The 26,031-nt window shown below is 36.2% G+C and carries 18 protein-coding genes; 11 read left to right on the top strand and 7 right to left on the bottom strand.

Going from position 1 to position 26,031, the window contains the following annotated elements; genetic code table 11:
• Positions 1-7: 7 nt before the first annotated feature.
• Positions 8-2,632, bottom strand: a complete 2,625-nt coding sequence (gene ppdK, locus LY60_RS16260) for a pyruvate, phosphate dikinase (protein WP_145086385.1) — start codon at positions 2,630-2,632, stop codon at positions 8-10.
• 401 nt (positions 2,633-3,033) lie between these two features.
• On the opposite strand from ppdK, the gene dxs reads away from it, so the two are divergent.
• Entirely contained in the window at positions 3,034-4,893 is a 1,860-nt protein-coding gene (gene dxs, locus LY60_RS16255) for a 1-deoxy-D-xylulose-5-phosphate synthase (protein ID WP_145086382.1), read from the top strand.
• A gap of 2 nt (positions 4,894-4,895) precedes the next feature.
• The gene (locus LY60_RS16250; RefSeq protein WP_145086379.1) at positions 4,896-5,627 is read left to right on the top strand and encodes a gamma-glutamyl-gamma-aminobutyrate hydrolase family protein; all 732 of its coding nucleotides are present in this window, start codon (positions 4,896-4,898) and stop codon (positions 5,625-5,627) included.
• A gap of 68 nt (positions 5,628-5,695) precedes the next feature.
• Here LY60_RS16250 and LY60_RS16245 read toward each other — a convergent pair whose 3' ends face one another.
• From LY60_RS16245 to LY60_RS16225, 5 genes are read right to left on the bottom strand one after another with little or no spacing between them, the layout of a single operon-like run.
• Entirely contained in the window at positions 5,696-6,787 is a 1,092-nt protein-coding gene (locus LY60_RS16245; protein WP_145086376.1) for an NADH:ubiquinone reductase (Na(+)-transporting) subunit F, read from the bottom strand.
• 9 nt (positions 6,788-6,796) lie between these two features.
• Entirely contained in the window at positions 6,797-7,387 is a 591-nt protein-coding gene (locus LY60_RS16240) for an NADH:ubiquinone reductase (Na(+)-transporting) subunit E (protein WP_170226279.1), read from the bottom strand.
• Positions 7,384-8,010 carry an NADH:ubiquinone reductase (Na(+)-transporting) subunit D gene (locus LY60_RS16235; protein WP_145086373.1) on the bottom strand — a complete coding sequence of 209 codons (627 nt, stop codon included), beginning with the start codon at positions 8,008-8,010 and terminating at the stop codon, positions 7,384-7,386. Before LY60_RS16235 ends, LY60_RS16240 begins: the two co-directional genes overlap by 4 nt.
• On the bottom strand, positions 8,010-8,618 hold the full coding sequence (locus LY60_RS16230; protein WP_145086370.1) for an RnfABCDGE type electron transport complex subunit G: 609 nt from the start codon (positions 8,616-8,618) through the stop codon (positions 8,010-8,012). The genes LY60_RS16235 and LY60_RS16230 overlap by 1 nt, the downstream gene beginning before the upstream one ends.
• On the bottom strand, positions 8,615-9,565 hold the full coding sequence (locus LY60_RS16225) for an RnfABCDGE type electron transport complex subunit D (RefSeq protein WP_145086367.1): 951 nt from the start codon (positions 9,563-9,565) through the stop codon (positions 8,615-8,617). The genes LY60_RS16230 and LY60_RS16225 overlap by 4 nt, the downstream gene beginning before the upstream one ends.
• A 244-nt stretch (positions 9,566-9,809) precedes the next feature.
• Between LY60_RS16225 and LY60_RS16220 the strand changes: the two genes are divergently transcribed.
• The 3 genes from LY60_RS16220 to LY60_RS16210 all read left to right on the top strand — a co-directional run bounded on the left by LY60_RS16220 (position 9,810) and on the right by LY60_RS16210 (position 15,615).
• Complete coding sequence (locus LY60_RS16220; protein ID WP_145086364.1) at positions 9,810-10,889, top strand: cell division protein ZapA; 1,080 nt, start codon at positions 9,810-9,812, stop codon at positions 10,887-10,889.
• Between the two features lie 44 nt (positions 10,890-10,933).
• Positions 10,934-13,114 (top strand): U32 family peptidase, encoded by a 2,181-nt coding sequence (locus tag LY60_RS16215; protein WP_145086361.1) that lies wholly within the window; start codon positions 10,934-10,936, stop codon positions 13,112-13,114.
• 122 nt (positions 13,115-13,236) lie between these two features.
• Complete coding sequence (locus LY60_RS16210; RefSeq protein WP_145086358.1) at positions 13,237-15,615, top strand: endonuclease MutS2; 2,379 nt, start codon at positions 13,237-13,239, stop codon at positions 15,613-15,615.
• A gap of 221 nt (positions 15,616-15,836) precedes the next feature.
• Here LY60_RS16210 and abc-f read toward each other — a convergent pair whose 3' ends face one another.
• A complete protein-coding gene (gene abc-f, locus LY60_RS16205; RefSeq protein WP_145086354.1) occupies positions 15,837-17,411 on the bottom strand; it encodes a ribosomal protection-like ABC-F family protein in 1,575 nt (524 codons plus the stop codon).
• A gap of 336 nt (positions 17,412-17,747) precedes the next feature.
• Here abc-f and LY60_RS16200 point away from each other — a divergent pair, with 336 nt between their 5' ends.
• The 6 genes from LY60_RS16200 (at position 17,748) to LY60_RS16175 (ending at position 25,462) form a co-directional block, all read left to right on the top strand.
• Positions 17,748-18,827, top strand: a complete 1,080-nt coding sequence (locus LY60_RS16200; RefSeq protein WP_145086351.1) for a GNAT family N-acetyltransferase — start codon at positions 17,748-17,750, stop codon at positions 18,825-18,827.
• A gap of 135 nt (positions 18,828-18,962) precedes the next feature.
• A complete protein-coding gene (gene argS / locus LY60_RS16195; RefSeq protein ID WP_145086348.1) occupies positions 18,963-20,669 on the top strand; it encodes an arginine--tRNA ligase in 1,707 nt (568 codons plus the stop codon).
• Positions 20,670-21,019: 350 nt separating this feature from the next.
• Positions 21,020-21,679 carry a lytic transglycosylase domain-containing protein gene (locus LY60_RS16190; protein ID WP_145086345.1) on the top strand — a complete coding sequence of 220 codons (660 nt, stop codon included), beginning with the start codon at positions 21,020-21,022 and terminating at the stop codon, positions 21,677-21,679.
• 51 nt (positions 21,680-21,730) lie between these two features.
• Positions 21,731-22,609, top strand: coding sequence for a hypothetical protein (locus tag LY60_RS16185; RefSeq protein WP_145086342.1), 879 nt, complete (start codon positions 21,731-21,733; stop codon positions 22,607-22,609).
• Entirely contained in the window at positions 22,606-24,336 is a 1,731-nt protein-coding gene (locus LY60_RS16180) for a B12-binding domain-containing radical SAM protein (protein WP_145086339.1), read from the top strand. Before LY60_RS16185 ends, LY60_RS16180 begins: the two co-directional genes overlap by 4 nt.
• Entirely contained in the window at positions 24,320-25,462 is a 1,143-nt protein-coding gene (locus LY60_RS16175; protein WP_019229520.1) for a tetratricopeptide repeat protein, read from the top strand. Before LY60_RS16180 ends, LY60_RS16175 begins: the two co-directional genes overlap by 17 nt.
• The last annotated feature ends 569 nt before the right edge of the window (positions 25,463-26,031 follow it).

Genomic DNA, 26,031 nt, shown 5'->3' with positions numbered 1-26,031 from the left:
TCATTTTTTAATTGCTTTTTATTGCTGATTGTGCTGCTGCAAGTCTTGCTATTGGAACTCTGAATGGTGAGCAGGAAACATAGTCAAGTCCTGTTCTGTGGAAGAATTCAATGGATGCAGGGTCGCCGCCGTGCTCTCCGCAAACTCCCAGGTGAATGTGGTCCTTGGCAGCTCTTCCAAGCTTCACTGCCATACTAACCATTTTTCCAACTCCGTCCTGGTCAATGCTCTGGAACGGATCTTGTTCAAGTATTCCAACTTCCTTGTAGTCATTGATGAATTTTCCTGCATCATCTCTTGAGAAGCCAAATGTCATCTGAGTGAGGTCGTTTGTTCCGAAAGAGAAGAAATCTGCTGTTTCTGCAATTTCATCAGCTGTTACGCATGCTCTTGGAACTTCTATCATTGTTCCAACAAGGTACTCTATAGTTGAATTCATTTCTTTTTTAACTTCTTCAGCTGTTTCTACAATATATTTCTTTACAAAGTCAAGCTCTGATTTCTTTCCAACAAGTGGAACCATTATTTCAGGAACAATTGTGATATTTTCTTCCTTTGATACCTCAATTGCAGCTTCCATTATTGCTCTTGATTGCATTTTTGCTATTTCAGGATATGTTACAGCAAGTCGGCAGCCTCTGTGTCCAAGCATTGGGTTAAACTCATGAAGAGAGTTTATTTTGTCCGTCAGCTTATCAACAGGAACATTCATGTCCCGTGCCAGGTCTTCTATGTCTTGTTTGTTTGTAGGAATGAACTCATGAAGAGGAGGATCAAGTAGTCTTATTGTCACTGGTCGAACTCCCATTATTTTGAATATTCCCTTGAAGTCATTTTTCTGCATTGGAAGAATTTCAGCCAGTGCTTTTTCTCTTTGAGAAACGGTGTCTGCAATAATCATTTTTCTTACTGAGAAAATACGGCTTTCTTCAAAAAACATGTGCTCAGTCCTGCAAAGGCCTATTCCTTCAGCGCCAAATTTAACAGCCATTGCTGAATCATTAGGAGTATCAGCATTAGTTCTTATTTTGAGCTTTCTGAACTCATCTGCCCATTCCATGAGTATTCCGAAGTTTCCTGAAATATTTGCTTCAACGGTCTTTATTTTTCCTATATATACATTGCCTGTACTTCCGTCAAGAGAGATATAATCTCCTTCAGTGTAGACTTTACCTTCAATTGTCATTGTTTTTCTTGCTTCATCAACAAATATTGTTTCGCATCCTGCCACACAGCATTTTCCCATTCCTCTGGCAACAACTGCAGCATGGGATGTCATTCCTCCTCTTGAAGTGAGTATTCCCTTGGCTTTACTCATTCCTTCAATGTCTTCAGGAGATGTTTCTTTTCTTACCAAAATGGCTGCTTCGCCGTTTTTAGCTGCAGCAACTGCTTCATCTGCTGTGAAATATATTTTTCCTGTGGCTGCTCCCGGAGAGGCAGGAAGCCCTTTGGCAACAGGCGTTGCCTTTTTCAAATCATCAGGATCAAATTTAGGGTGAAGAAGCTGGTCTAATGATTTTGGGTCAACTCTCATTACGGCAGTCTTTTTGTCAATAAGATTTTCCCCAACCATTTCTACTGCAGCTCTAAGAGCTGCTTCTGCTGTTCTTTTTCCGTTACGGGTCTGAAGGAAGTATAATTTTCCCTGTTCAATGGTGAACTCAATGTCCTGCATGTCTTTGTAATGCTGTTCAAGTGTGTTGGCAGATTCCATGAATTCTTTGTATATTTCAGGCATAACGTCGTTTAATTTATCTATTGTAAGAGGAGTTCTTATTCCTGCAACAACATCTTCTCCCTGTGCATTAATTAGGAATTCTCCGAATACTTTCTTTTCTCCGGTGGAAGGATTTCTTGTAAAGGCAACCCCTGTTCCCGAACTGTCTCCCATATTTCCGAAAACCATGGATTGTACATTAACTGCAGTTCCCAGGTTGTGAGGAATGTCGTATAGGTTTCTGTATGTTATGGCTCTTTGATTGTTCCATGATCTGAACACTGCTTCAACAGCCATGAGTAGCTGAGCCTCAGGTTCCTGAGGAAAATCAGATTTTGTTTCTTTTTTGTAAATTTCCTTGAATTCTTTAACCAGTTGTTTTAAATCATCTGCAGTGAGTTCAGTGTCATACTTGTAGTTGTTTTTTTCCTTTGTGTCATCCAGCACGTTGTCAAATTTGTATTTTGGAATTTCAAGCACAACATCACCGAACATCTGAATGAATCTTCTGTAGCTGTCGTAAGCAAAACGAGGATTTCCTGTCTTGTTAGCCATACCTTCAACTGTGAGGTCATTGAGTCCTAGATTTAAAATTGTGTCCATCATGCCAGGCATGGAAAAAGCTGCTCCTGAACGTACTGAAACAAGCAGCGGATTTTCTTCATCACCGAATTTTTTTCCTGTCTGCTCTTCTAATAGAGTCATGTGTGTTTTAATCTGATTTATTATTTCATCAGTTAATTTTTTTCCTTGCTCGTAAAACTCTGTGCATGCTTCTGTAGTGACTGTAATTCCAGGAGGTACAGGAAGACCTATGTTTGTCATTTCTGACAGATTGGCACCCTTACCACCAAGAAGATATTTTTGTGAAGCATTTCCTTCCTTAAACAAATAAACCCATTTTTTGCTCATAATCGTCCTCCATTTTAATCATATATAATTTCTAATATTTCTAGAGTGATTGTTACGCACTGACATTTCGCCAGTCAGACTTTACAAACCCTGATGCTGTCATCCTGAACGATAGTGAAGGATCTCATTTTTATTGAAAACATGAGATTCTTCGGGCTACGTCCTCAGAATGACAACGTCGAAAATTACTTTATCATCAACCTGACTGACATTTTGTCAGTATTTATGTTTCCTTGTTTTGTCATTTATATTTGATGAATATTACAAATATAATATAACACATTTAACTAAAAGTACAGAATATTTTTGACCCTTGATATAAAAATATTAATTTTGACATATATATTTAAACAATATATAATTATTAAATGCATACTCAATAAAATGCTTGAGAGGTAAAAATGAAATTTTTAGATAAAATAAATTCTCCATTGGAGTTAAAACAGCTTAAAACAAGTGAGCTGCCCATACTTGCCAATGAGATAAGGGAATACATAATACAAAGCGTGTCAAAAACAGGAGGACATCTTGCTTCAAACCTTGGAGTGGTAGAGCTTACAGTAGCAATGCACTATTCATTAAATACTCCTGAAGATAAAATAATATGGGATGTGGGACATCAGTCATACGTTCATAAAATATTGACAGGAAGAAAAAATGAAATGTCCACCTTGAGGCAGTTGAAAGGCCTCAGCGGTTTTCCAAAACGTGCTGAAAGTATATACGACTGTTTTGACACAGGGCACAGCAGCACTTCTATTTCTGCAGCCATGGGAATGGCAAGGGCAAGAGATCTGAAAAAAGAAAATTATGAAATAGTTGCAGTAATAGGTGATGGAGCCCTCACCGGAGGCATGGCATTTGAAGCTTTAAATGATGCTGGAAGAAGCAATACAAAACTTATTATAATATTAAACGACAATGAAATGTCAATTTCAAAAAACGTGGGAGGTCTGTCAAAATACCTAAGCAAGGTCAGGACCGACACAAGGTACCTTTCTACAAAAAAGGATGTTGAAAAAATACTAAACAACATGCCCGTTGCAGGGGGGAAAGTAAAAGCGTTTTTAAAGAGAGCCAAGGACGCAGTCAAGCAGATGGTTGTTCCAGGAATGCTTTTTGAAGAGCTTGGTCTCACATACATGGGCCCCATAGATGGACACAACATTGACGATTTGTTAGAAGCCTTCAAGACTGCAAAAAACATTGAAGGGCCTCTTATAATGCATGTGGTAACAAAAAAAGGAAAAGGATATAAATTTGCTGAACAAAGGCCAAATGAATACCACGGCGTATCAGCATTTGACATAGAAACAGGAAAGAACATAAAAGAGTCTACAGTTGCCTCGTATTCTGATGTATTTGGAAAGAAGCTTTGCGAAATAGCTGAAAACAACAACAATGTTGTAGCCATTACAGCAGCCATGACAGATGGAACAGGGCTCACTAATTTTGCAAGGAAATTCCCAAAAAGAATTTTTGATGCAGGCATTGCCGAACAGCATGCAGTTACTATGGCTGCAGGACTTGCTGCAAATGGAATTGTTCCTGTTGTGGCTCTTTATTCTTCATTTCTTCAAAGAGCTTATGACCAGGTAATTCATGATGTTGCAATTCAAAACCTTCATGTTGTGCTTGCTGTTGACAGGGCAGGTCTTGTGGGAAATGACGGTGAAACACACCAGGGGGTGTTTGATGAGTCATTTTTAATACAGATTCCAAACATGACTGTCATGTGTCCTGCAGACTACAGAGAGCTTGAAAGTATGCTTGAATATGCAGTGAATGAAATTGACGGGCCTGTGGCCATAAGGTATCCAAGAGGAAGTCTCAAGGAATATGTGAGCGGAAGCTATAAAAAAATAGAAAAAGGCAAGGGCATCGTGGCTGAGGAAGGCAGTGATGTTACCATAGCTGCCAGCGGTAAAATGGTTGTGACTGCACTTCATGTCCGAGAAATATTAAAAGAGCAAGATATTGATGCTGAAGTTGTAAATTTGAGATTCATAAAGCCTTTGGATGATAATTTGCTGTTAAAATCAGTAATGAAGACAAAGAAGGCTGTTGTTATAGATGAAGCTGTTCCATGGGGATCTTTTGCATTAAGTATAAAAGCAGCACTTCAAGATCATGCTGATGTTCTCATAAAGACATTGCCTGATGAATTTATCAGACACGGCACTGTTGAAGAACTGCTTAAGGAAAACAATATGGACCCTGAGAGCATTGCTTATGACATAAAAAAATTCTTGGGGAGGTAAAAATGAACACCATAATCGGTATTACAGCTGATAAAATTATGGAAGACGGATTTTACTATGAAAAGGTCAACGAAAGCAATTTAAATGCTGTTTTTCAACATGGAGGCGTGCCTGTCATTCTTCCGATAACTGAAGATGAAAAAACAATAGAAAAATATTTAAGTTTTGTTGACGGAATTTATTTCACAGGAGGCGGAGACATAAACCCTCTGTTGTTTGGTGAGGAACCAATCAGACAAATAGGTGCCATAGATTACGACAGGGATGCATTTGAAGTGAAATTGTACAAACATGCCGCAGCAAAAAACATGCCCATGCTTGGCATATGCAGGGGGCAGCAAATAATGAACATTGCCGCAGGAGGAACACTATACCAGGACATATACACCCAGAGACAAAATACGAACGGGCATTCCCCAAAGTTCACATTTGGAGGATATGAGCACCACACTGTTAATTTGTTAAAGGATTCCATGATTTTTAACATATTAAAAACAGACAAGATTAAAACAAATTCATTTCACCACCAGGCAGTGAAGGATGTGGCTGATGATTACATTGCAACTGCTTTTACTGAAGATGGAATAATAGAATGCATAGAATCTGCAGAACTTGATTTTGCACTGGGTATTCAGTGGCATCCTGAAATAATGTTTGAGAGATATCCTGTATTTTGCAATATTTTCATCAGTTTTATAGAGGCTTCAAAAACATATTCTTTAAAAAAGAATTGAGTATACAATAAAGCACGGCTTCAGACTGCTATAGTTTGAGGCCGTGCTTTTTTCCCAGGGAATTTATTTTAGAACTTGTCGTAATAAATTTTATTAAGGGGAACATTCTTTTCTTCCAGAGATTTTATTATGGAATCAATCATTGCAGGGCTGCCGCAAAGATATGCTGAATAATTTTCTCCATTTTCCACATGTTTTATTATTGAATCCGGAACTCTTCCCCTGTCTCCATTCCAATCAGGAGATTCTTCACGGGACAGTGTTGCTATGAATTTAAAAGCTGGAAGTTTTTCTTCAAAATATTTTATTTGTTCAAGCATGAACAAATCCGACATTGTCTTTGCTCCGAAGAAAAATATTGTTTTTCTGTTTATGTTATTTTCAGCCATGTACTTAAGTATTGAAAGTATGGGCGCCATGCCGGTTCCTGCTCCTGCCAGTATTATGGGGCCGTTGTCATCCTCGTGGTAGTAGAAATCTCCATAGGGTCCGTTTATGTGCACATTGTCTCCCACATTCAGGTGCTGATGAACATATGTTGTTGCAATGCCTCCGGTATATCCTATCAAAAGCTCGATTGCATGTTTGTCGTTGACGCTTGAAGCAACAGAATATGCCCTGTAAACCTCTTCATCGTTACCTTCATATGCAGGCGCCTTAAGCTGCACATATTGTCCGGGTCTGAAGTTTATTTCTTCATCTCCCAGATCAAAGCGCAGATACTTGATTGTTGGAGTTACCTTTTCCATTTTTACAACTGTTGAAGCATATTCCTTCACGTTGAAAAGCTCTTCAGGTATTTCAATTTTTATGTCTTGTTTTAATTTACATTGACATGAAAGGCGCATGTTTTTTGCAAACTCTTCCTTTGTTAGTAGAGGAAGTTCCGTAGCAAGCACAGGCCCTCCACCTTCTGTTACCACAACTTTGCAGTATCCGCAGGAACCCTTGCCTCCACAGGCCGATGGTATGAATATTTTTTCGTTCCTCAGTGTTGAAAGAAGGCTGGTTCCTCCTTCCACGGTGTAAGTTTTTTCATTGTTGATGGTGAGTTTTACTTCTCCATAATTTCCCACTGTCCTGTCTGCAGCTGTTAGTATTGCAGCAAGGATTGAGGTAATTGCAGAGATTATCAATGTAGTGGTTAATATTGTGCTCATGGTGGCCTCCTATTGAATTTGAACCATGCCGCTGAAGCCTATGAATGCCAGGGCCATGATGCCGGTTATAATAAGTGTTATAGGTGCGCCTCTTAAACCTTCAGGTATGGAACTTTCATTTAGTTTTGATCTTATTCCTGCCATTGCCGTAATGGCAAGAGCCCATCCAATTCCTGAGCCAACAGAAAACATAAATGTCTGAAGAAAATCATACTGCCTTGCAACCATGAACAAAGATACACCAAGTATGGCGCAGTTTACGGTTATGAGAGGAAGAAATATTCCAAGTGCGTAGTAAAGATTTGATAAGTATCTTTCCATGACCATTTCCAAAAGCTGTACAAATGCTGCAATGACAAGGATGAACACTATATACATAAGGTATTCAAGCCCGAAAGGAACAAGTATGTTCCAGTAAACAATGTAGTTTAGTACTGTGGTGAATGAAAGAACCATGGTGACTGCAACACCAAGTCCAATTGCAGTTGGAATTTCCTTTGATACAGCTATGAAGGAGCACATTCCGAGAAAATTGGAAAATATCATGTTGCTGGTGAAAATTGAAGCTACGAAAATTACAAATGGATGTACGTCAATCATTTTTTCTCAACTCCTTCTTTTTCCTTTTTAGTTCTTAAGTTGTATGCTGCCCACATAATCAAAGCAAGTATGAAGAATGCAGAGGGCGGCATTACCATCAGTGTCCATTTTGTGAAGTTTTCAGGCATTACAGCTCTTCCGAACACAGTGCCGAATCCAAGCAGTTCCCTTACCAGTGAAATAAAAAGAAGTACTAGCGTGTACCCGAAACCGGAGGACAGACCGTCAAGGAATGATAATAATGGTGGATTAGACTGAGCAAAACCTTCAGCCCTTCCCATAATAATGCAGTTTGTAATAATAAGTCCCACATAAGGACCCAGTGCTTTGCTCATATCAATCATATATGCCTTTAAGAATATGTCTACAATAATTACGTAGGCAGAAATTATTAGAACCTGGACCATCATGCGTATGTGTCTGGGGGTGCGGCTTTTTAAAAGCGATACGGTCATGGAAGAAAATGCTGTTACAAATGAAAGTGCAATGCCCATAATGAGGGAGTTCATCATTCTGTTTGTCACTGCCAGGGCTGAGCAAATTCCTATAACCTGAACCAGTATTGGATTGTCATATAATATTCCTTTTTTAAAGATTTTTGTTGCATCCTTCTTAAGGCTCATTATTTCACCTCCAGTTTCTTAAAAAAATCATTTAAATCTTCGTTGATAAGTTTTTCCACAGCCGCTGAAGTCTGGGTTGCTCCTGCAATGGCATCCACATTGTTTCCGGTTTGGGGAGAGGAAACTATAAACTTGCCGTCCTGAACATCAGATATGTCGATTTCTCTGAACTGTTCCTTGTATGATTCTTCTGAAATCCTCCCTCCAAGCCCAGGTGTTTCAGATTGTTTGACAAAATCAATGCCTGTTATTTTTGAATAGTCTTCATTAAGACCTACATATCCTGAAATAGTACCCCAAAGACCGGGTCCTTCAACAGGAACTGCATAAGAAATTTCTTTTTCCCCGTCCATGAGAACATAAATGTTCTTTCCGCCAGTAAATCTTTCTTCAACACGTTCATTAAAAACTTTTTCTATATCTTTTGGATTTTTACTTTCCGGAAGAATGTTGAATATGTAAAGAATTTTATATCTTAGCTCGCTTTCGTTGTTAAAAGCAATTGTATCTTTTGTTGCTTGGCTGAATGCAGAAAGAATAAATACGAAGAAGGCTGTTACAACAGTCATGAAAATAATCGGATAAAAAAATGATTTTTGTTTTTTCATATTGCAGCCTCCTTTTTCTTTTTTTCTGCTTCTTTAACAAAGTAATCAATTATAGGGGCAAATGTGTTTCCTATTAATATTGCAAACATCATTCCGCCGTTAAAAAGAGACATGCTCCTTATGAGTATGGTCACAGCACCTATTATTAAACCGTAAATCCATTTTCCTGCCTTTGTTTTTGCAGCGCTTATGGGATCAGTCGCCATGTACACGGTTCCAAACAAAAATCCTCCCATCATCATACCATAAAGGGGATTTGCTGCATGTACACCTGCAAATTTCATGACAATAGATAATAAGCTAAAACCAGCCACAGAGCCCAGCATTATTTCATGAGATGCAGTCTTTTTGTAAATTAAATATAAAGCTGAAATTATTATTAAAATTTTGCATGTTTCTCCTGCTGCACCTGGAATGGTGCCAAGGACAAGAGATTTAATATCAGCCAATGCTCCTGAATTTTTAAACATTATCATTGGAGTTGAACTTGATACTGCATCAATCTCTTGAGTCAAATAAGAGGAAAATCCACCGGGAAAAAAACCAGAAGCCACATTCCATGATATGGTCATGGGTTCGGGAAAATTGACATAAATAAAGGCACGACCCACAAGTGCCGGATTGAAAATATTGCGCCCAAAACCTCCAAAAAACAATTTACCAAAAAAGAGTCCGAAAAGAATTCCTATAGCTGCAATCCACATGGGAATGGACGGAGGCAGGGTCATTGTGTAAAGAATGCATGTGACAAACACGGCTTCAGATGCTTTGCTGCCATAGTGCTTTTCCCACATATACTCTGCAGCTGTTCCAATAGTTGTCACAAGTATCAATAAAACAAGAACTCTTTGTCCATAAATATAGATTGAAAACAACACTATAGGCACAAGGGACAAAAGAACAGCCCGCATATTTTTCTGAACTTTAAAAATATCTTTGTAAATCATAATCACCTCCGAAATATCAATACTATATATATACACGCAAAAATGAATGTCAATCACGGAAAAGTTTACATTTTGCCGAAAAAATTAAAAAATAACCAAAAAGTATTATTTGCTATTGAAATTTTAAGTGTTTTACATTAATATTAATATATAATTGAAGTAAATTCGGAAATTTTAAATAAATGTTAGTCATTCCGTTATTATTCAGAATCAAAAGAAAATAATATAAAGGGGATTTGATTATATGAATAAAATAGAAATTGTTATAGGTGATAAAAAATACAACGTTAAAACTGATGAAAGTCCCGAATATGTGAAAAATATAGAAACAGTCCTTAATGACCAGATAAATTCAATAGCAAATGCAAACAAACGCTTCAACGAAATAGACAAGATGATTTTGTCTTCATTTGTGATTGTTGATAAATATATTAAACTTTCGAAGGAAGCAAGCGACTACAGAAAAGAAATCAAAGATGAAATACAGCTTTTGAAGGAAGAAAAAATCAAGGCTCTGCAGGAAAAGGACGAAGCATTTGTAAAATCTTCTGAAGCTGTGCTTGAAAAGGAAAGATACAGAGAAAAACTTCTTGCAAGGGACAATGACAGAGAATATCTGAATTCACAGATTTCAAAACTACAGGAAAAACTTTCAGAGCAGGAACAGCAGCTTGTAAAAAGCGAAATGTTCATTAATGAGCTTAAAATCAAAAATGAAGAACTTAATGAACTATGTGAAGAGCTTAAAAATGAAAGAGAAAATTTCACAAAAGAAATAAATTTCATGAACAACACCAAGAGCAGCTTAAACGGAAGAATTTCAAAACTTCAGCTGAAGCTGAACGAAAGGGAACAGTACGTTGTTCAGCTTGAAAAAAATATCAGGGAACTTAAAGGAAACCTTGAGGACAAATCTCAGAAAATTTATAATTTCAGCGACGACCAGCAAAAAATGAACATGATTATAGAGTCCAAGCAAAACGACATTGATACATTGAACAATAAAATCACGCTGCTTCAAAACAAGCTGAATGAAAAAGATGAAGTTATTAACAACAAGGATAAGTCAATTTTAGAACTTAAAAAGAGCACTGAAGAGCTTAAGCAAAAATATGAAAACATCAACGATGAAAAGGAAAGATACCTTGAAGAGCTGCTGATGACAAACAACGACAAGGAAAACCTAATAAACAGCATCAATGAACTTCAGGACAGGTTAAATCGCAAGGAAACAGAAAATTATCAGAATCAGCTTGAAATCAGTAAGCTTAAGAAAGACAACAGAGAATTAATGGAACTTCTAGAGGATGAAACGTCTAATTAACCAGGGGAACGCAGAAGCGTTCCTTTTTAAAAACAGGAGAAAGCATGAAAAAACAAATTGAACTTTTAGCACCTGCAGGAAGCATGGAATCATTTTATGCCGCAGTTAACAGCGGAGCAGATTCAGTGTATCTTGGAGGAAAGCTATTCAACGCAAGACAAAACTCACAAAATTTTGACAACGAAGAAATGAAACATATAATACGCTATGCCCACAACAAGGGTGTGAAGGTATATGTAACTATGAACACAGTACTTAAAGATTCGGAAATGATAGATGCTCTAAACTATGCAGCTTTTCTGCATGATTCTGATGCAGATGCTGTAATAGTGCAGGATCTTGGATTGTTGTACCTAATAAATAAGTTTCTTCCGGATTTAAGCGTGAACATGAGCACACAGGCGGCCATTTATGATGAATATGGAGTGAAGTTTTTTGAAGACTTTAACATTAACAAAGTCATAATGGCAAGAGAATTGTCCATCAGCCAGCTTAAGGAAACCCTTAATATCACAAATGTGGACCTTGAAATTTTCATTCACGGAGCACTTTGTGCGTGTTATTCAGGGCAGTGCTACATGTCAAGCTTCTTAGGAGGCAGAAGCGGCAACAGAGGAAAATGTGCTCAGCCTTGCAGGCTTAATTACAGCTTTTACGACAAAGAAAAGAAGGAAGAACTTCATGACTTCGGAACTATTCCTGTACTCAGCATGAAGGATTTCAATGCAGGTCAGTCAATAGGCGAATTAATTGATGCAGGCATAAAAACATTTAAAATTGAAGGGCGCATGAAAGGACCTGAATACACTTCTGCAGTCGTGGAATATTACAGAGAGATTATAGACAATCATCTGACAGGCAAAACGACAGACATCAGTGAACTTGAGAAAAAAGCAATATCAACATTTTCAAGAGGATATACAAATGGATATTTAAAACCGTCAAAGGACGATGAGATGTTTGCAAGAACAAGTTCAGGCGTTAAGGGTGATGATATTGAAAATATTGAGGAAGAAACAAAGGACATTGCCCATGAATTTTCATCATTCAGAAGGAAAAAAGTGAAATTTGCTATTTCACTTAAGGTTGGAGAGCAGGCTGTACTTACTGCAACAGACGGGGAAAATGAAGTTGTTGTGAAAAGCAGCGAAGTTTGCGAAACAAGCATTAAAAATCCTGCCACAGAAGAAATAATAAAGGAACAGTTGGGAAAACTGGGAAGTACAATATATGAGTTAGAAAAACTAGACATTGCCAGTGACGAAAATGTGTTCTTAAGAAAAAGCACATTGAATCAGCTTAGAAGAGAAGCTACTGAACTTCTTTATGAAAAGGGAGCCGTTGTTTATTCAAGAAAAGAAGCAGGAAACATACCACTGAGCAGAGTGTTCGACTTTGAGAAAAACAAAAATGATGCAAGGGCAAAAATAAGTCTGAAAATAAATCACAACAACGAAATAGAATTCATAGACAACATGAAGGTAAAAAGAGTTTATGTTCCATACAATCTTGACATGGAAATGGCAAAGACAATTGAAGTTGAAGAAAAATACCTCTGGATACCAAACATAGTTTCAAAATCGGAATATGCTCAGTTCGACAAAAACATGAAGATTTATGAGGGAATTTTTGACGGTGTATGTGTTAACAATCCCGGAAGTTTTTATTTCTTCAAGGAAAACTCAAATTTAAAAATACACTGCGGACCGTTCTTCAACATCATAAATTCATTTTCAGCGGAGCTTTTGAAGGGTAAGGGAGCAGAAAGCATTACATTTTCCATCGAAGCAAACATAAAAGACATGGAAAGCATCACGCGGAATTCAACTCTCAGGACTGAAATAGTATCCCATGCATATGCGCAGCTCATGGTTATGAAAAACTGCCCAATGTCAATGGTTAAAAACTGCAAAAACCTTCAGGACTGCAGCAAGTGCGAGTACAGGGAAAAAATAATGCTTAAGGACAGAAAAGGCGTTTATTTTAACATTGAAAGAGAAAACAAACTAACCCACATATACAACAGCGTTCCATTGACGCTCATAGGAAAAGTATATGATTTTGAACGTGCAGGAATTGAATTTTTCTTTGTGGACACAAAGTATCTTGAAGATCCTGAAGAAATAATTGATGCTATGTACTGCGAAATAAACGGTGTTCAAACATCAAACGTGCTTCAGGAGAATGGCTTTACAAGAGGACACTATTTAAAGAACATACTTTAAAAATTAATAATGAATAATTAAGAATGAAAAATTAATTGATGGAATTTTGGGTACCAAAATTCCTTCCATAATTCTTAATTCTTAACTCTTAATTCTTAATTAGGAGAAAGAAGGGATTAAAAATGAAACAAAAATCTAAATCAGTATTGGAATTTGATAAGATTATTGAAAAGCTTTCAAATTATGCGGAAACATCCAATGGAAAAAAAGAGGTTTTAAAACTGGATGTTTCATCAGATGTTGAGGCAGTTAAGTTTAAGCAAAATCAGACTTCACAGGCTCTTTCAATAATTATGGAAAAAGGAAATCCTCCATTAGGAGGAATATCAGATATAAAAGAATATGCAAGAAGGGGAGCCGTGGGAGGAATAATTTCCCTAAGAGGGCTTCTTAACTGCGCGGATACATTAAGAGCTGCTAGGCTTTTAAAAAATTATGTGCTCCTCAACAACAAGGAAGAAAGAAACTATTCTCTCCTTGAAGAACTGTGCGAAGGAATTTTCACAGACAAGGACACAGAGGACAAAATATACCACGTGGTTATAAGTGAAGAGGAAATTGCAGATGATGCAAGCCCGGAGCTTAAAAGAATAAGAAGAGAAATACAAATAAAAAACAACGCCATAAAAAATAAAATAAATACCATTGTGAATTCATCCGCCATGCAGAAATACCTGCAGGAAAACATAGTGACAATGAGAAATGACAGATATGTAATTCCTGTTCGCAAGGAATATAGATCCATGGTGAGAGGAATAATCCACGACCAGTCATCAACAGGCTCCACTCTTTTTATTGAACCAATGGCAGTGGTAGAAATGACAAATGACATTTCTAACCTAAAAATAGAAGAAAAGAAAGAAGTTGAAAGAATACTTCTTGAACTGAGCGGATTAATAGGCGAAATAAGCGAACAAATGCTCATAAACCAGGAAATTCTAACAGAACTTGATTTCATATTTGCAAAGGGAAAGTATGCCATAAGTTTAAATGCCGTTGAGCCTAAGGTAAATGACAGAGGCTATATAAGAATAAAAAAAGGAAGACACCCTCTCATTGACCCAAAAGTTGTTGTTCCCATAGATGCATGGCTGGGGGATAAGTTCAGGACTCTCATTATCACAGGACCTAACACAGGAGGAAAGACAGTATCTATTAAGACACTGGGGTTATTTTCTCTCATGGGAATGGCAGGGCTTCATATTCCGGCGGAATACGGAACAGAAATATCAGTTTTCAGCGCCGTCTATGCGGACATAGGTGATGAGCAAAGCATTGAGCAGAGCCTGAGCACATTTTCTTCCCACATGACAAACATAGTGAAAATCATGAAAGAAGTTGATGAAAAATCTTTTGTTTTATTTGACGAACTTGGAGCAGGAACAGACCCTACAGAAGGTGCTGCTCTTGCCATATCAATTCTTGATACTCTTCACGAAAGAAATATTGTAACTGCTGCCACAACTCACTACAGCGAGCTTAAACTATATGCCCTGAACACAGTAGGAGTCATAAACGGAAGCGTTGAATTTAATGTTGAAACATTAAGTCCAACATACAAGCTGTTAATAGGAGTTCCGGGAAAATCTAATGCCTTTGAAATATCGAGAAAGCTTGGCTTGAGTAATGACATTATAGATAAAGCAAAGAAAAGCATTGAAACTGAAAAGGTTGAATTTGAAGATGCATTGAAGCAAATAGAAGACAACCGGGTATATATTGAAGAAAAAAGGCGTGAAATTGAAAGACTTGATGAGCAAAGCAGGAAAAAGCACTCGGACTTTCTGGCCAAGGAAAGAAAATCACTTGAAAAAAGTGAAAAGCTTGTTGATGAAGCAAATTACGAGGCAAGAAAAATAGTTGAAAACGCCAAGAGAGAAGCTGCAGAAATCATTAAGGAACTTAAGAAATTAAACCTTGAGATGGATAAGGACAAAAGCCGAAGGGTAAATGAACTTAGACAGACGCTGAACGATAAATCAAAGGAACTTGATGAAAACCAGTATACAGAACAGATTTTCCAGGAAGACACATACGACACGGATTCTCCCATATCAAATGGAGATGCCGTAACAGTGAGAAGCCTCAATCAAAAGGGATTTGTCATTTCTGATACAGACAATCAACAAAATGTAATGGTACAAATAGGCCTTATTAAAATGAAAGTAAAGAAATCAGATTTGATAAAAATCAAATCTGACGAGGAAGTGAAACAAAAAAACAACACTACAAGAATGGTTAAACTGAAAACATCATCCATAAGTCCTGTAATAGACTTAAGGGGACTTAACTTAGACGAGGCGCTTTTGGAGCTTGACAAGTACCTTGATGATGCGTTCATGTCAAATCTCAACGAAATACAAGTCATTCACGGCAAGGGAATGGGCATCTTAAGAGAAGGTATAACACAATTTTTGAAAAAGCACAAGCATGTTAAAGAGTCAAGGCTTGGTTCGTTCAACGAAGGCGGAGACGGTGTAACAATAGTTACGTTCAAATAATGTGAGAACATAGTACAACGCACGATAAAACTAATAAAAAGGCCCCTTTGGGGCCGTTTTTAATATACTAGGAAAGTTCTCTTTCCTAGTATATTAAAAACGGGGATTGCAAAGGGCGGGACGCCCTTGCCGTCAAGGGGGGTGCTCAGCAAAAAATACGTTAGTATTTTTTGCGCCGAAGGGGGACATAGGTCCCCCTAGCGGAGTTGCGGAGCAACTTTTTAACTTAAATTAACAATTTTGTTTGCAACATTCTCATTGAACATGAAATCATGTTCCACAAAAATCATTGTAGGGCAGTACTTCAAAATGAGCTCCTCAATTTGCATTCGTGAATTCACATCAATAAAATTCAGTGGTTCATCCCATATATAAATGTGAGCTCTTTGCGAAAGGCTTTTTGCAATGAGAACTTTTTTCTTTTGTCCTCCGCTTAATTGTTCCAGATTTTTTTCGAATATTTCATTTCCGGTATCAAGCTTGTCAAGAAGCATTCTGAATATGCTTTCGTCAATATTTTCATCCCTGCAGTAATTTTTTAAAGAACCTCTTAAAAATCCTGTGTCCTGAGGAACGTATGAAACTACAAGTCCGCTTCCCATAGTTACCGTTCCTGAATAATTGTTATTTTCTCCTGTTAGGATTTTCAATATGCTAGATTTTCCGCTGCCGTTTTTTCCGCGAAGTGCAATTCTGTCTTCATGCTCTGCCTGAAAGCTTATGTTGTCAAATATTTTTCTGTCCTCATAACTTAAGGACAATCCTTCAACATTTATGAGGGTGTTTTTGCGGTATTTAAGCGGCATGATTTTTAATTCATCGCTTCTTTCAATGTTTTTAAGAAGGAGCTTCTTATTTTCAATGGATTTTTCTTTCCTGTGCTCAATTGATTTTGCTCTTTTCATCATCTTGGCAGCTTTATGACCTATAAAGCCTCTGTCAGGCACAGGTTCTCCGAACTTTGACTTTTCTGTCTTGTCGCTCCAGCCAGCAGTGCGCCTTGATGATACTTCAAGATTTTTAATTTCTTTTTCAAGCTTTTCGTTTTCGTTTATTTCAAAATTATCTCTTAAATCCTTATTTGATTGCCACGTTGAAAAATTACCTTTTTGAATGTCTATGCATGCTTTATTTATGGATAGAATGTGATCAACAACGCTGTCAAGAAAGTGTCTGTCGTGGGATACAAGTATGAATCCTTTTTTGTTTTTAAGATACTCAGAAACTGTGTTTCTTCCCTCAAGGTCCAGGTGGTTTGTGGGTTCATCAATCAATAGAAAATTATTTTTCTTAAGAAACAGTGAAGCAAGCATAACCTTTGTTTTTTCACCGCTGCTTAATGTTGAAAACTGCCTTGAAAGAACATCTCTTTCAACTTGAAGCATGTTTAGTTCCTTTTCAATCATTTCATTAATGATGTATCCATCATTTTCAGAGTATAAGTCAAGTATTTCACCGTATCGTACCATGTCACCGTCCGTACCGGATGTAATAAGTCTTTGCATTTCTTTTTCCCACCGGGTGAAAGGAGCAATGATGTTTCTTGCATTTTCCAATGTGCTGTCATTGCCGTTTATTTCGAAAGGAAAGTAATCAAATTTTGTTGAAGCACTTATGCTTCCTGAGTAGCTGTATTTTCCCATCAAAAGATTCAAGAAAGTTGTTTTGCCTCTGCCGTTTCTTCCTATGAAGCCAAGCTTCCAGTCAGTGTCAATTTCAAAGGACGTATTTTCAAAAATATTTTCATAATTTGTTTCATAGCTGAAAGTCAAATTTTTTACACTTATTATAGACATAATCCCTCCTGTACGAGAGAAAATTAATTTAAAATAAAACACAAAAAAAACATTACAGAATCATGAAATATCAGAAATTAATTTACTCTCAAGTATTTTCTTAAAACAAAGCCTTATATTGGCTTGTTTAACATTTCATACATCGAATAAATAAATTATCTAATCATTTCACCGTTACCTTTCTTTAATGTTTAATTAATTATATATAATATAATTCTGCATGTCAATGTCGCAGTACTGAAATATATGGAAAAAATTAAATTAATTGCATTTTTATATCTAAAACATTATAATTAGATACAAAAAAGCATACAATAAACAAAACTCGGAGGTCATATGGAAAGAGAAATAGTAAGATTGGACATGAATAAAGATTTTGAAGCCTTTGAAGAACTTTCGGTGATTTCCTTCGGTGAAGGAACTAACAGTAAAAAAGAAATGTATCAATGGCTTTTTGATAAAAACCCATATAATAAATCAGGCAACATGATGTACCTGCTTAAGGAAGGCGACAAGGTAATAGGCTGCGACGGGCTTTTGCCTAACGAGCTTTATGTTAACGGAAAAGTACTCTTGACAGCTCATTCTGTAAAATCTATGACTCATCCCGATTACAAGAAGCAGGGAATATTCAGGACCATGACTCAGAATTCCTGCGAAAGAGGCCGTCAGGACGGTGTCGATGTTGTCATCGGACTTGCAAATGACCAGTCATATCCTGCGTACCAAAGATTCGGCTGGCCCACATTGTTTGAAAAGGAAGTATATGTGAGACCAATACTCATAAACAATATACTTAAAAGAAGAATAAAGGTAGGATTCCTTGCTTCAATGGGAAATTCAGTTTATTCAGCTTACATGAAAAATAAACTCAAAGGACAGATGGACAAAGAGATACGTTTTGAAATTCTTGACAGGGTTCCTGAAGAAATTCAGAAATGCTGGGACAAATATAAAGAAAAGTACAGAGTTATGCTGGTTCGTGATTTCAAATACTGCAACTACAGGTACAATTTAAGACCTGACGTAAATTACGTTACAATACTGGCAAGACTAAACAATGAGATAATAGGTTTTTCAATTCTTCACAATTCTGTTGCAAATGGTTCAAAAATGACGTCTGCAGTTGAATTTTTCACAGACCCTACAAATGAAAGATACATAAAGGCTTTGGCAAACGGAGTAGCAAAATACTGCTATGACAACGGGCTTGAATATGCCGTAGTAGGAACAGGGCTTTACGGAAAATATAAGGAAGTTCTTTTGAACAATGGTTTCATGATTACGAGAAAGCCGCCAAAAAACAACATGATGATTGCCAACGTGCTTTCAGACCGGGTTACTATTGAGGAACTCATGGGACATGAAAATTGGCATATAACACAGGGAGACGGAGAAACAGAACTGGATTTGTAGAATAATAAAAAACAATATTATATGAATAAACTAAGTCAATTCAACAATTGATTAACTAATGTTGCATTGACATTGAAAAACAGCTGTGATATTATTACTAACAAACTAATAAAAGGGAATACTCGGAGGAAAGAGATGGATTTTAAAGAAAAAGTAGCAGAGATATTCACTGCCGTAGAATCAGATTTGTCTATGGATGATGCTCTTCAGTTAATAGAGATACCACCCAGCCAGGATATGGGAGATTATGCGGTTCCATGCTTTAAATTTGCAAAGAAGTACAGAAAGTCTCCTGCAGTTGTAGCAACAGAAATTGCAGAAAAGATTGGCAGTGTTGATTTATTTGAAAAAATCGAATGCAACGGTCCATATGTAAACTTTTTTGTTGACAAAAAACATTTTGCAGAAAGAATATTAAAACAAGCATACATAGAAAAAGAAAATTTCGGAAGCACAGATGTAGGACAGGGCAAGACTGTCATTGTTGAGTTTTCATCTCCCAACATTGCAAAGCCATTCCATATAGGACACATCCGTTCAACTCTTATAGGAAACTCCATAAACAAAATATACAAGTACATGGGCTACAACACAGTTGCAATCAACCACTTAGGAGATTACGGCACTCAGTTCGGAATGCTTATTTCAGCTTATAAGAAATGGGGAACACCTGAAATAGTTGAAGCCATAGAAAAAGATCCAATACCTGAGTTGTTGAAGCTGTACGTAAGATACAACCAGGAAATAGAAACTCATCCGGAATACAGGGATGAGGCAAGATACTGGTTCAAGGAACTTGAAAACGGCAACGAGGAAGCACAAAAGCTGTGGTCATGGTTCAGAGAAGTGAGCCTCAAGGAATTTAACCGTGTATATGACATGTTCGGAATAAAATTTGATTCATATGCTGGAGAAAGTTTCTATTCAGATAAAATGCCTGCAATTTTAGATGAGCTTGAAGACAAGTGCCTCCTTAAAGATTCAGAAGGAGCAAAAATTGTTGAACTTTCTGAATATGGACTGACAGATGCCGTAATTCAAAAAAGCGATGGATCAACTCTTTATGTAACAAGAGACATTGCAGCAGCAACTTACAGAAAAAGAACTTATGATTTCTATAAAAATATATATGTTGTTGGCGCACCGCAAAAGCTTCACTTTGACCAGTGGAGAAAAATCATAGATTTGATGGGATATGACTGGGCATACGACTGTGTCCACATAATGTTCGGAACAGTGAGCCTTGAAGACGGAGCACTGGCAACACGCAAGGGAAGAGTTGTGTTCCTTGAAGATGTTTTGAAAAAAGCAATTGAAAAAACAACTGAAATAATAAATGAAAGAAATCCAAACCTTGAAAATAAGGAAGAGGTTGCAAAACAAGTGGGCATAGGAGCTGTAATATTCCAGGAGCTGTTCAACAACCGCATTAAGGACTACATGTTCTCATGGGATAAAACTTTAAGCTTTGAAGGCGAGACAGGGCCATATGTTCAATATACATATGCAAGAACATGCAGTCTTCTTAGAAAAGCAGGTACAGATATTGATGACAATGTTGATTATTCAGTTCTTACTGACAAAGAATCATTCAACATCATAAGAAAACTTGAAGGATTTAAATCAGCAGTACTTGGTTCACATGATAAATACGAGCCTTTCTTCATCACAAGATACATAGTGAGCCTTGCTCAGGAATTTAATCGATTCTATCATGAGTGCCCTATACTTGTTGAAGATGAAGAAGTTAAAAAAGCAAGACTGCTTCTTACAAAGACAGTTAACACAGTCCTTAAAAAGGGAATGGAGCTTTTGGGAATGGAAACTCCGGAAAAAATGTAGCAAATTATTAATTAGTAATATAGGAGAGGGCTTTTGTCCTCTTAGATTTATGACAAAGTTTATGTTGGATGTTGTCATTCTGAGAGCTTGCTCGAAGAATCTCATGTTTTAAGCAAAGATGAGATCCTTCACTATCGTTCAGGATGACTACGGCAGGGTTTGTCAATTGTCTGAGAGGGCATAGCCCTCTCTTTTATATTAAAATTAATCAAAGCATTTTTCAAAATCTTACATTGTCGTGCAGATATGCTAAAAACAATCAAATTTCAACAATACATATCATTATTCACCGTTGACTGCAAAATTAGTTGTAAAATATAATTAGACAACAAACATAAAAGGGTGATGAAATGAAACGTGAAAAGTACATGACAATGCTATTTGCTACGTGTGTTCTGTCTTATTTTATGATGATAAACATGAGCATGACTGCAAGTGCTGAAGATTTATCCAAGTATTACGGCAAGACCACAAGTCAGCAAAAAATTGAAACTTTTATATTTGATTTGAGAGATTCCTATATCAATGAAAAAAAATTGATACAATATGCTAATGAGTTGACAGAACTTAATCTTAGCGACTGTGAATACATGGTAAAAGAATGTAAAAATGAAAAGCTTGATATATTTTTGCTTTTGGGAGTGCTTCGAAGAGAAAGCAATTTTAATCCTTCAGCCATAGGAACATCAGGAGAACGAGGACTTGGGCAGCTCATGGAAAACACCGCAAAACCTGTTGCAGAGAATTTAGGCTATGAATACCATTCTGACAGGCTTTTTGACACAAAATTTAATATTAAGCTGACAATAACCCAGCTGGTGTACTTAATCAACATTTACGACGGTGATCTTCACATGGCTCTCACTGCATACAACAGGGGGCAGCAGGGTCTTGATGATTACATGGAAAAAAGAAGTCATGCTAATAATCCCGGTGAAAGCGAATATTCCTTAAAAGTTTTGCAATTTGCTGGAGAGTATAAAGAAGAGTTTGATAAATTTAATAATTAATTGTATAATAGAGTCGCGTCATTACGCGATTCTATTTTTTAAGGAGCACATATGCTTTCGAAAATACAAAATCTACTCTACAGCTGCTATGAAGACATTACATGGGACAGATTACCAGACATTAGATTTCAGCTGTTTTTAATTTCAGTTAAATGTCTTATGCCTTACGAGGACAACATTGGATGCTACCTGGATAAGGACAGATACATAAAGGAAATAGATCTTTTCAAACTTTATATTAACGGACATGATGATTGCATTGAAAATTATTTTAAAAACAAAACTCCATGTGATGTCGAGGATGGATTAATAGAATATAAAATCATGCCCATTGCAATTTCAAACACTGTATGGGAAAACCTCATGGAAGAAGTAATGAAGATGACTTCCTTTTATTCTCTTAATAAAAGCACAATTATAAATTCAATCCTCATATCATCTGCAGTGTATGATTATTTAAGCGATGAAAATATAGATATTGAAAACATGAATCTAAATGCAAAAGAAAGGATCATTCAATTTTCAATAAAGGAATTTGCACAAAGACATAATATCAATCTTGACAAAATGAGCATAATTGATTTTGAAAAAGAAAGAATTAAAACTATAACTAAAGCCCATCTTTATTCAGAGGAATGCATTTTAAAATCAAAAACATTACAGAACATAATAAACAATGTATCTCCTGAAGAAAAGGAATATAATGATGAAATACTTTCAAACTACTCCGCATACCTGCTGAAACTTCGAAAGGGAACCATTAGTCCTGAGAAGCTTAAGATTGGGGATGGAAAAATTCCTGAACTGAAGGAATTTTTAAAATATTCTTCATTCAGCCACCCTCTTCTTGGAAAGTGCAAAATAGTTCGAAGAACCGAAAAAGAAATTATATTAAGAAACAAGACAGGAATTATGAAGGTGAATATATGAAAATTTTGCTTGTAACACTGGATTCAAAATTTATCCATGCAAATCTTGCAGTAAGATATCTAAAAAAATTCTGCAAGGATGATGATTTTAATATAGAAATAAAGGAATTTACAATAAACCAAAAACAGGAATACATAATTGGTGAGATACTTTCGGCCAATGCTGATTTAATATGCTTTTCGTGCTACATATGGAACATTGAATACATAAAGGAAATTTCCTATATAATTAAAGAAGCAAAAAACGACCTGGACATACTGTGGGGTGGACCTGAAGTGTCATTTGAAGTTAAAAAACTCATGGAAGAAGAAACATACGTTGATTATGTTGTGTTTGGAGAAGGAGAAATAACTTTCAGGGAATTCCTTAAACAATATCACAGTGAAAATACCGATTATTCATCCATAAATGGTCTGGTCTTCAGAAAAGAAAAAAGCATCATTATTAATGAAGAAAGAAATCTCATTTTAAATCTTGATGAACTGAGCTACCCATACGAGGAAGTCGATGATTTTGAAGACAAAATCATATATTACGAATCATCCCGGGGATGCCCATTTTGCTGCAGCTTCTGCATGTCTTCTATTGATAAGAGAATGAGGACATTTTCCATGGAAAGGGTTAAAAGAGATTTGGCCATGCTTTTAAAAACAAATGCAAGGCAAATCAAGTTCGTGGACAGAACATTCAACGCAGACTACAAAAGATCCATGGAAATAATGAGTTTCATAATAGCGAACAACCATAACAACATGACAATTCACTTTGAAATAACCGCAGACATAATAAATAATGAATTCCTTGAATTTGTCGGAACCCTTCCTGTTAACATGTTTCAGTTTGAAATAGGCGTGCAGTCATTGAATGATGAAACATTGAAAGAAATCAACAGGCACATGGACATCAATAAATTGTTTGACATTGTCAGGTTCATTGAAGATCATAACAACGTCCACCTTCATTTAGACCTCATAGCAGGACTTCCTTATGAAGATTACAACACGTTTAAAAAATCATTTGATGGTCTTCACAATCTCCAGTCAGAAAAAATACAGCTTGGTTTTTTAAAGGTGCTTAAGGGAACAAAGATATATGCTGACAAAGAAAAGCATGAAATCCGTTACAGAAAAACAGCTCCATATGAAGTTATCCGCACAAAATATATTTCAGCGGAAGAAATATTCAAACTCAAAGACATTGAAGAACTTGTTGACAAGTATTACAATGAAAAGTACTTTGAAAAAACCCTTGAGTACATACTGAAACATTATTTTACGTCATCAGCCTTTGAATTTTATGAGTCTTTCAGTTCATTCTGGAAAAATAATGATTTGTATAAAGTATCACACAGCAGAAAAAAGCTTTACAAAATACTATATGATTATGTACAATGCTTGGATGGGATTAACAATGAATTTATTGACTGCATGAAATATGACTATGTGTTCAATAATCAGCATGAAGATATTCCGGATTATCTCATAAGAGAATCTGAGGACAAATACAGGCTGATTAAAAGATATCTTGCAAATGATGCGGATTTTAGAAAAACGTACTTTGCTCATGCAAAAAAAGAAGAAAAAATAGTCAATGATTTCAGAATTGTTGAAATAGGAAAAAATGCAACCTTGTTTATTTACTATGATAAGGACAATATATTCAACAGATGCTTAACACATGTAATAAACCATGCAATAGAGGAGATAGATTATGAACAAAAAAGATAAATACTTTCAGGATAGCTTTACTAAAAAAAGAAACGACATATCATTCATAGATTTAAGAAAAGGTGCTTCAATAAGCTTTAAAGACAAGACTTACAAAACAGAAAAGGAACTGCCGGTACCTGTAAGGGTAGAAAAGCTTCTTGAAGACATTAAGAAGCAAAATGAAAGAGACGGTATAACACTTAATAACATAATAGACGGTATAATATTCATCCAGGGGACGGACCCTTCATTTGAATATTTAAAAGATTACCATGAAATGCTCAAGGAACTTCATTTTGACATCAAGCCATACATAATATACTGCATCAACAAGTTTGAAGGTAATGAAACAAAGGACAGCGTCATATACGGCAAGGCTCTGGTAAACATTGAGGAAAATGAAAAAAGCTGCTTTGTTTATGCTTCTGCACTTGAAAAAATGGGTGTTCAACTCAATGAAAAGGGCAAGGACACAATAAGCCAGTACTTTTTTGAAGAAGCCCACAAGTATTTTGAAAAAGCTTTGGATTATGATGACAAATTTGCTCTTTCTTATTACAAACTAGGTTACTATTACAAAAGGATGCAACAGTATGTTAAAGCAAATCTTACTTGGGAAAAACATCAGGAAGTTGATGATGATCCATTAAGAATAGATGAAATAAGAAATGAGCTTATTTCTTTAAAGCCATATGTTGATTATGAAAGAGGTTACAACCTTGTATTGAAGGAAAGACCGGAAGAAGCTCTTGAATTTTTGCTTCCGCTGGTTAAAGATTTCAGCGGATGGTGGAACTTGCTTTTCTTTATAGGGCTTGCTTACAGATCATTAGGTGATTATGAAATAGCTGAAACATACTTTGAAAATGTATTAAAAATCGATGGCTCCCAAAAAGAAGCCATGAACGAGCTTGGACTGTGCAAAATATGCAGAAAAAAATACGTTGAAGCCGAAGAACTTTTCTCTACTCTGTTAAGCATTGATCCAGGCAACTGTGAAGTTTTCTGTAACCGTGCAGTAGCTTTGTTTTACAACAACCAGATTGACAGAGCATTAGAAGATATACAGACTGCCCTTAAAATCAATCCAGATGACCAGGTAGCCCTAGCCATAAAATCAGAAATTGAAAAATCACAGCAATAGAGTTATAGATATGATTAAAGTAGTTAATTAAAGTGTACCCCAAATGTTAGGCATAATAAACTAGCATTTGGGGTACTTTATAATCATCGTTCTTTTTGTTTGTATTTGAATGGATTTAACTGCAATAAATAAGCTCAAATAAAAAAGTTCAAACAAAGAATGAAAAGGGGATTGACAAAAATAAATAAGTGAGCTACAATATAAAAGCACTTCAGCTTTCTAAGCTGTTTAGGCAAAAATTAATTGAAAAACAAATGAAAAACCAGTTGACTTTATCACGGTGTTGTGGTAAACTAACAAAGCTGTCGAACTTGACAGAATAAACAAATAAAAAAGATAGTTTTGAAAAGAAGAAAAAACTTCTTGACAAAGAAATACTGATGTGATAAACTATCAAAGCTGTCTCCGCAAGAGACGGCGAGTCAAGAAAAAAGAAATTAAAAAGAAATAAAAAAAGTTCTTGACAAGTTAAAACAAAAGTGATAAACTATTAAAGCTGTCTCAACTGACAGCGACGAACTTAGACAATAAAACAGCATAAGAAACCTTTGAGAGTTCTAAAAAAGAAC

Source organism: Sedimentibacter saalensis, assembly GCF_007830175.1.
Taxonomy (GTDB): Bacteria; Bacillota; Clostridia; order Tissierellales; family Sedimentibacteraceae; genus Sedimentibacter; species Sedimentibacter saalensis.
This window is presented reverse-complemented; position numbering and strand designations above follow the sequence as displayed.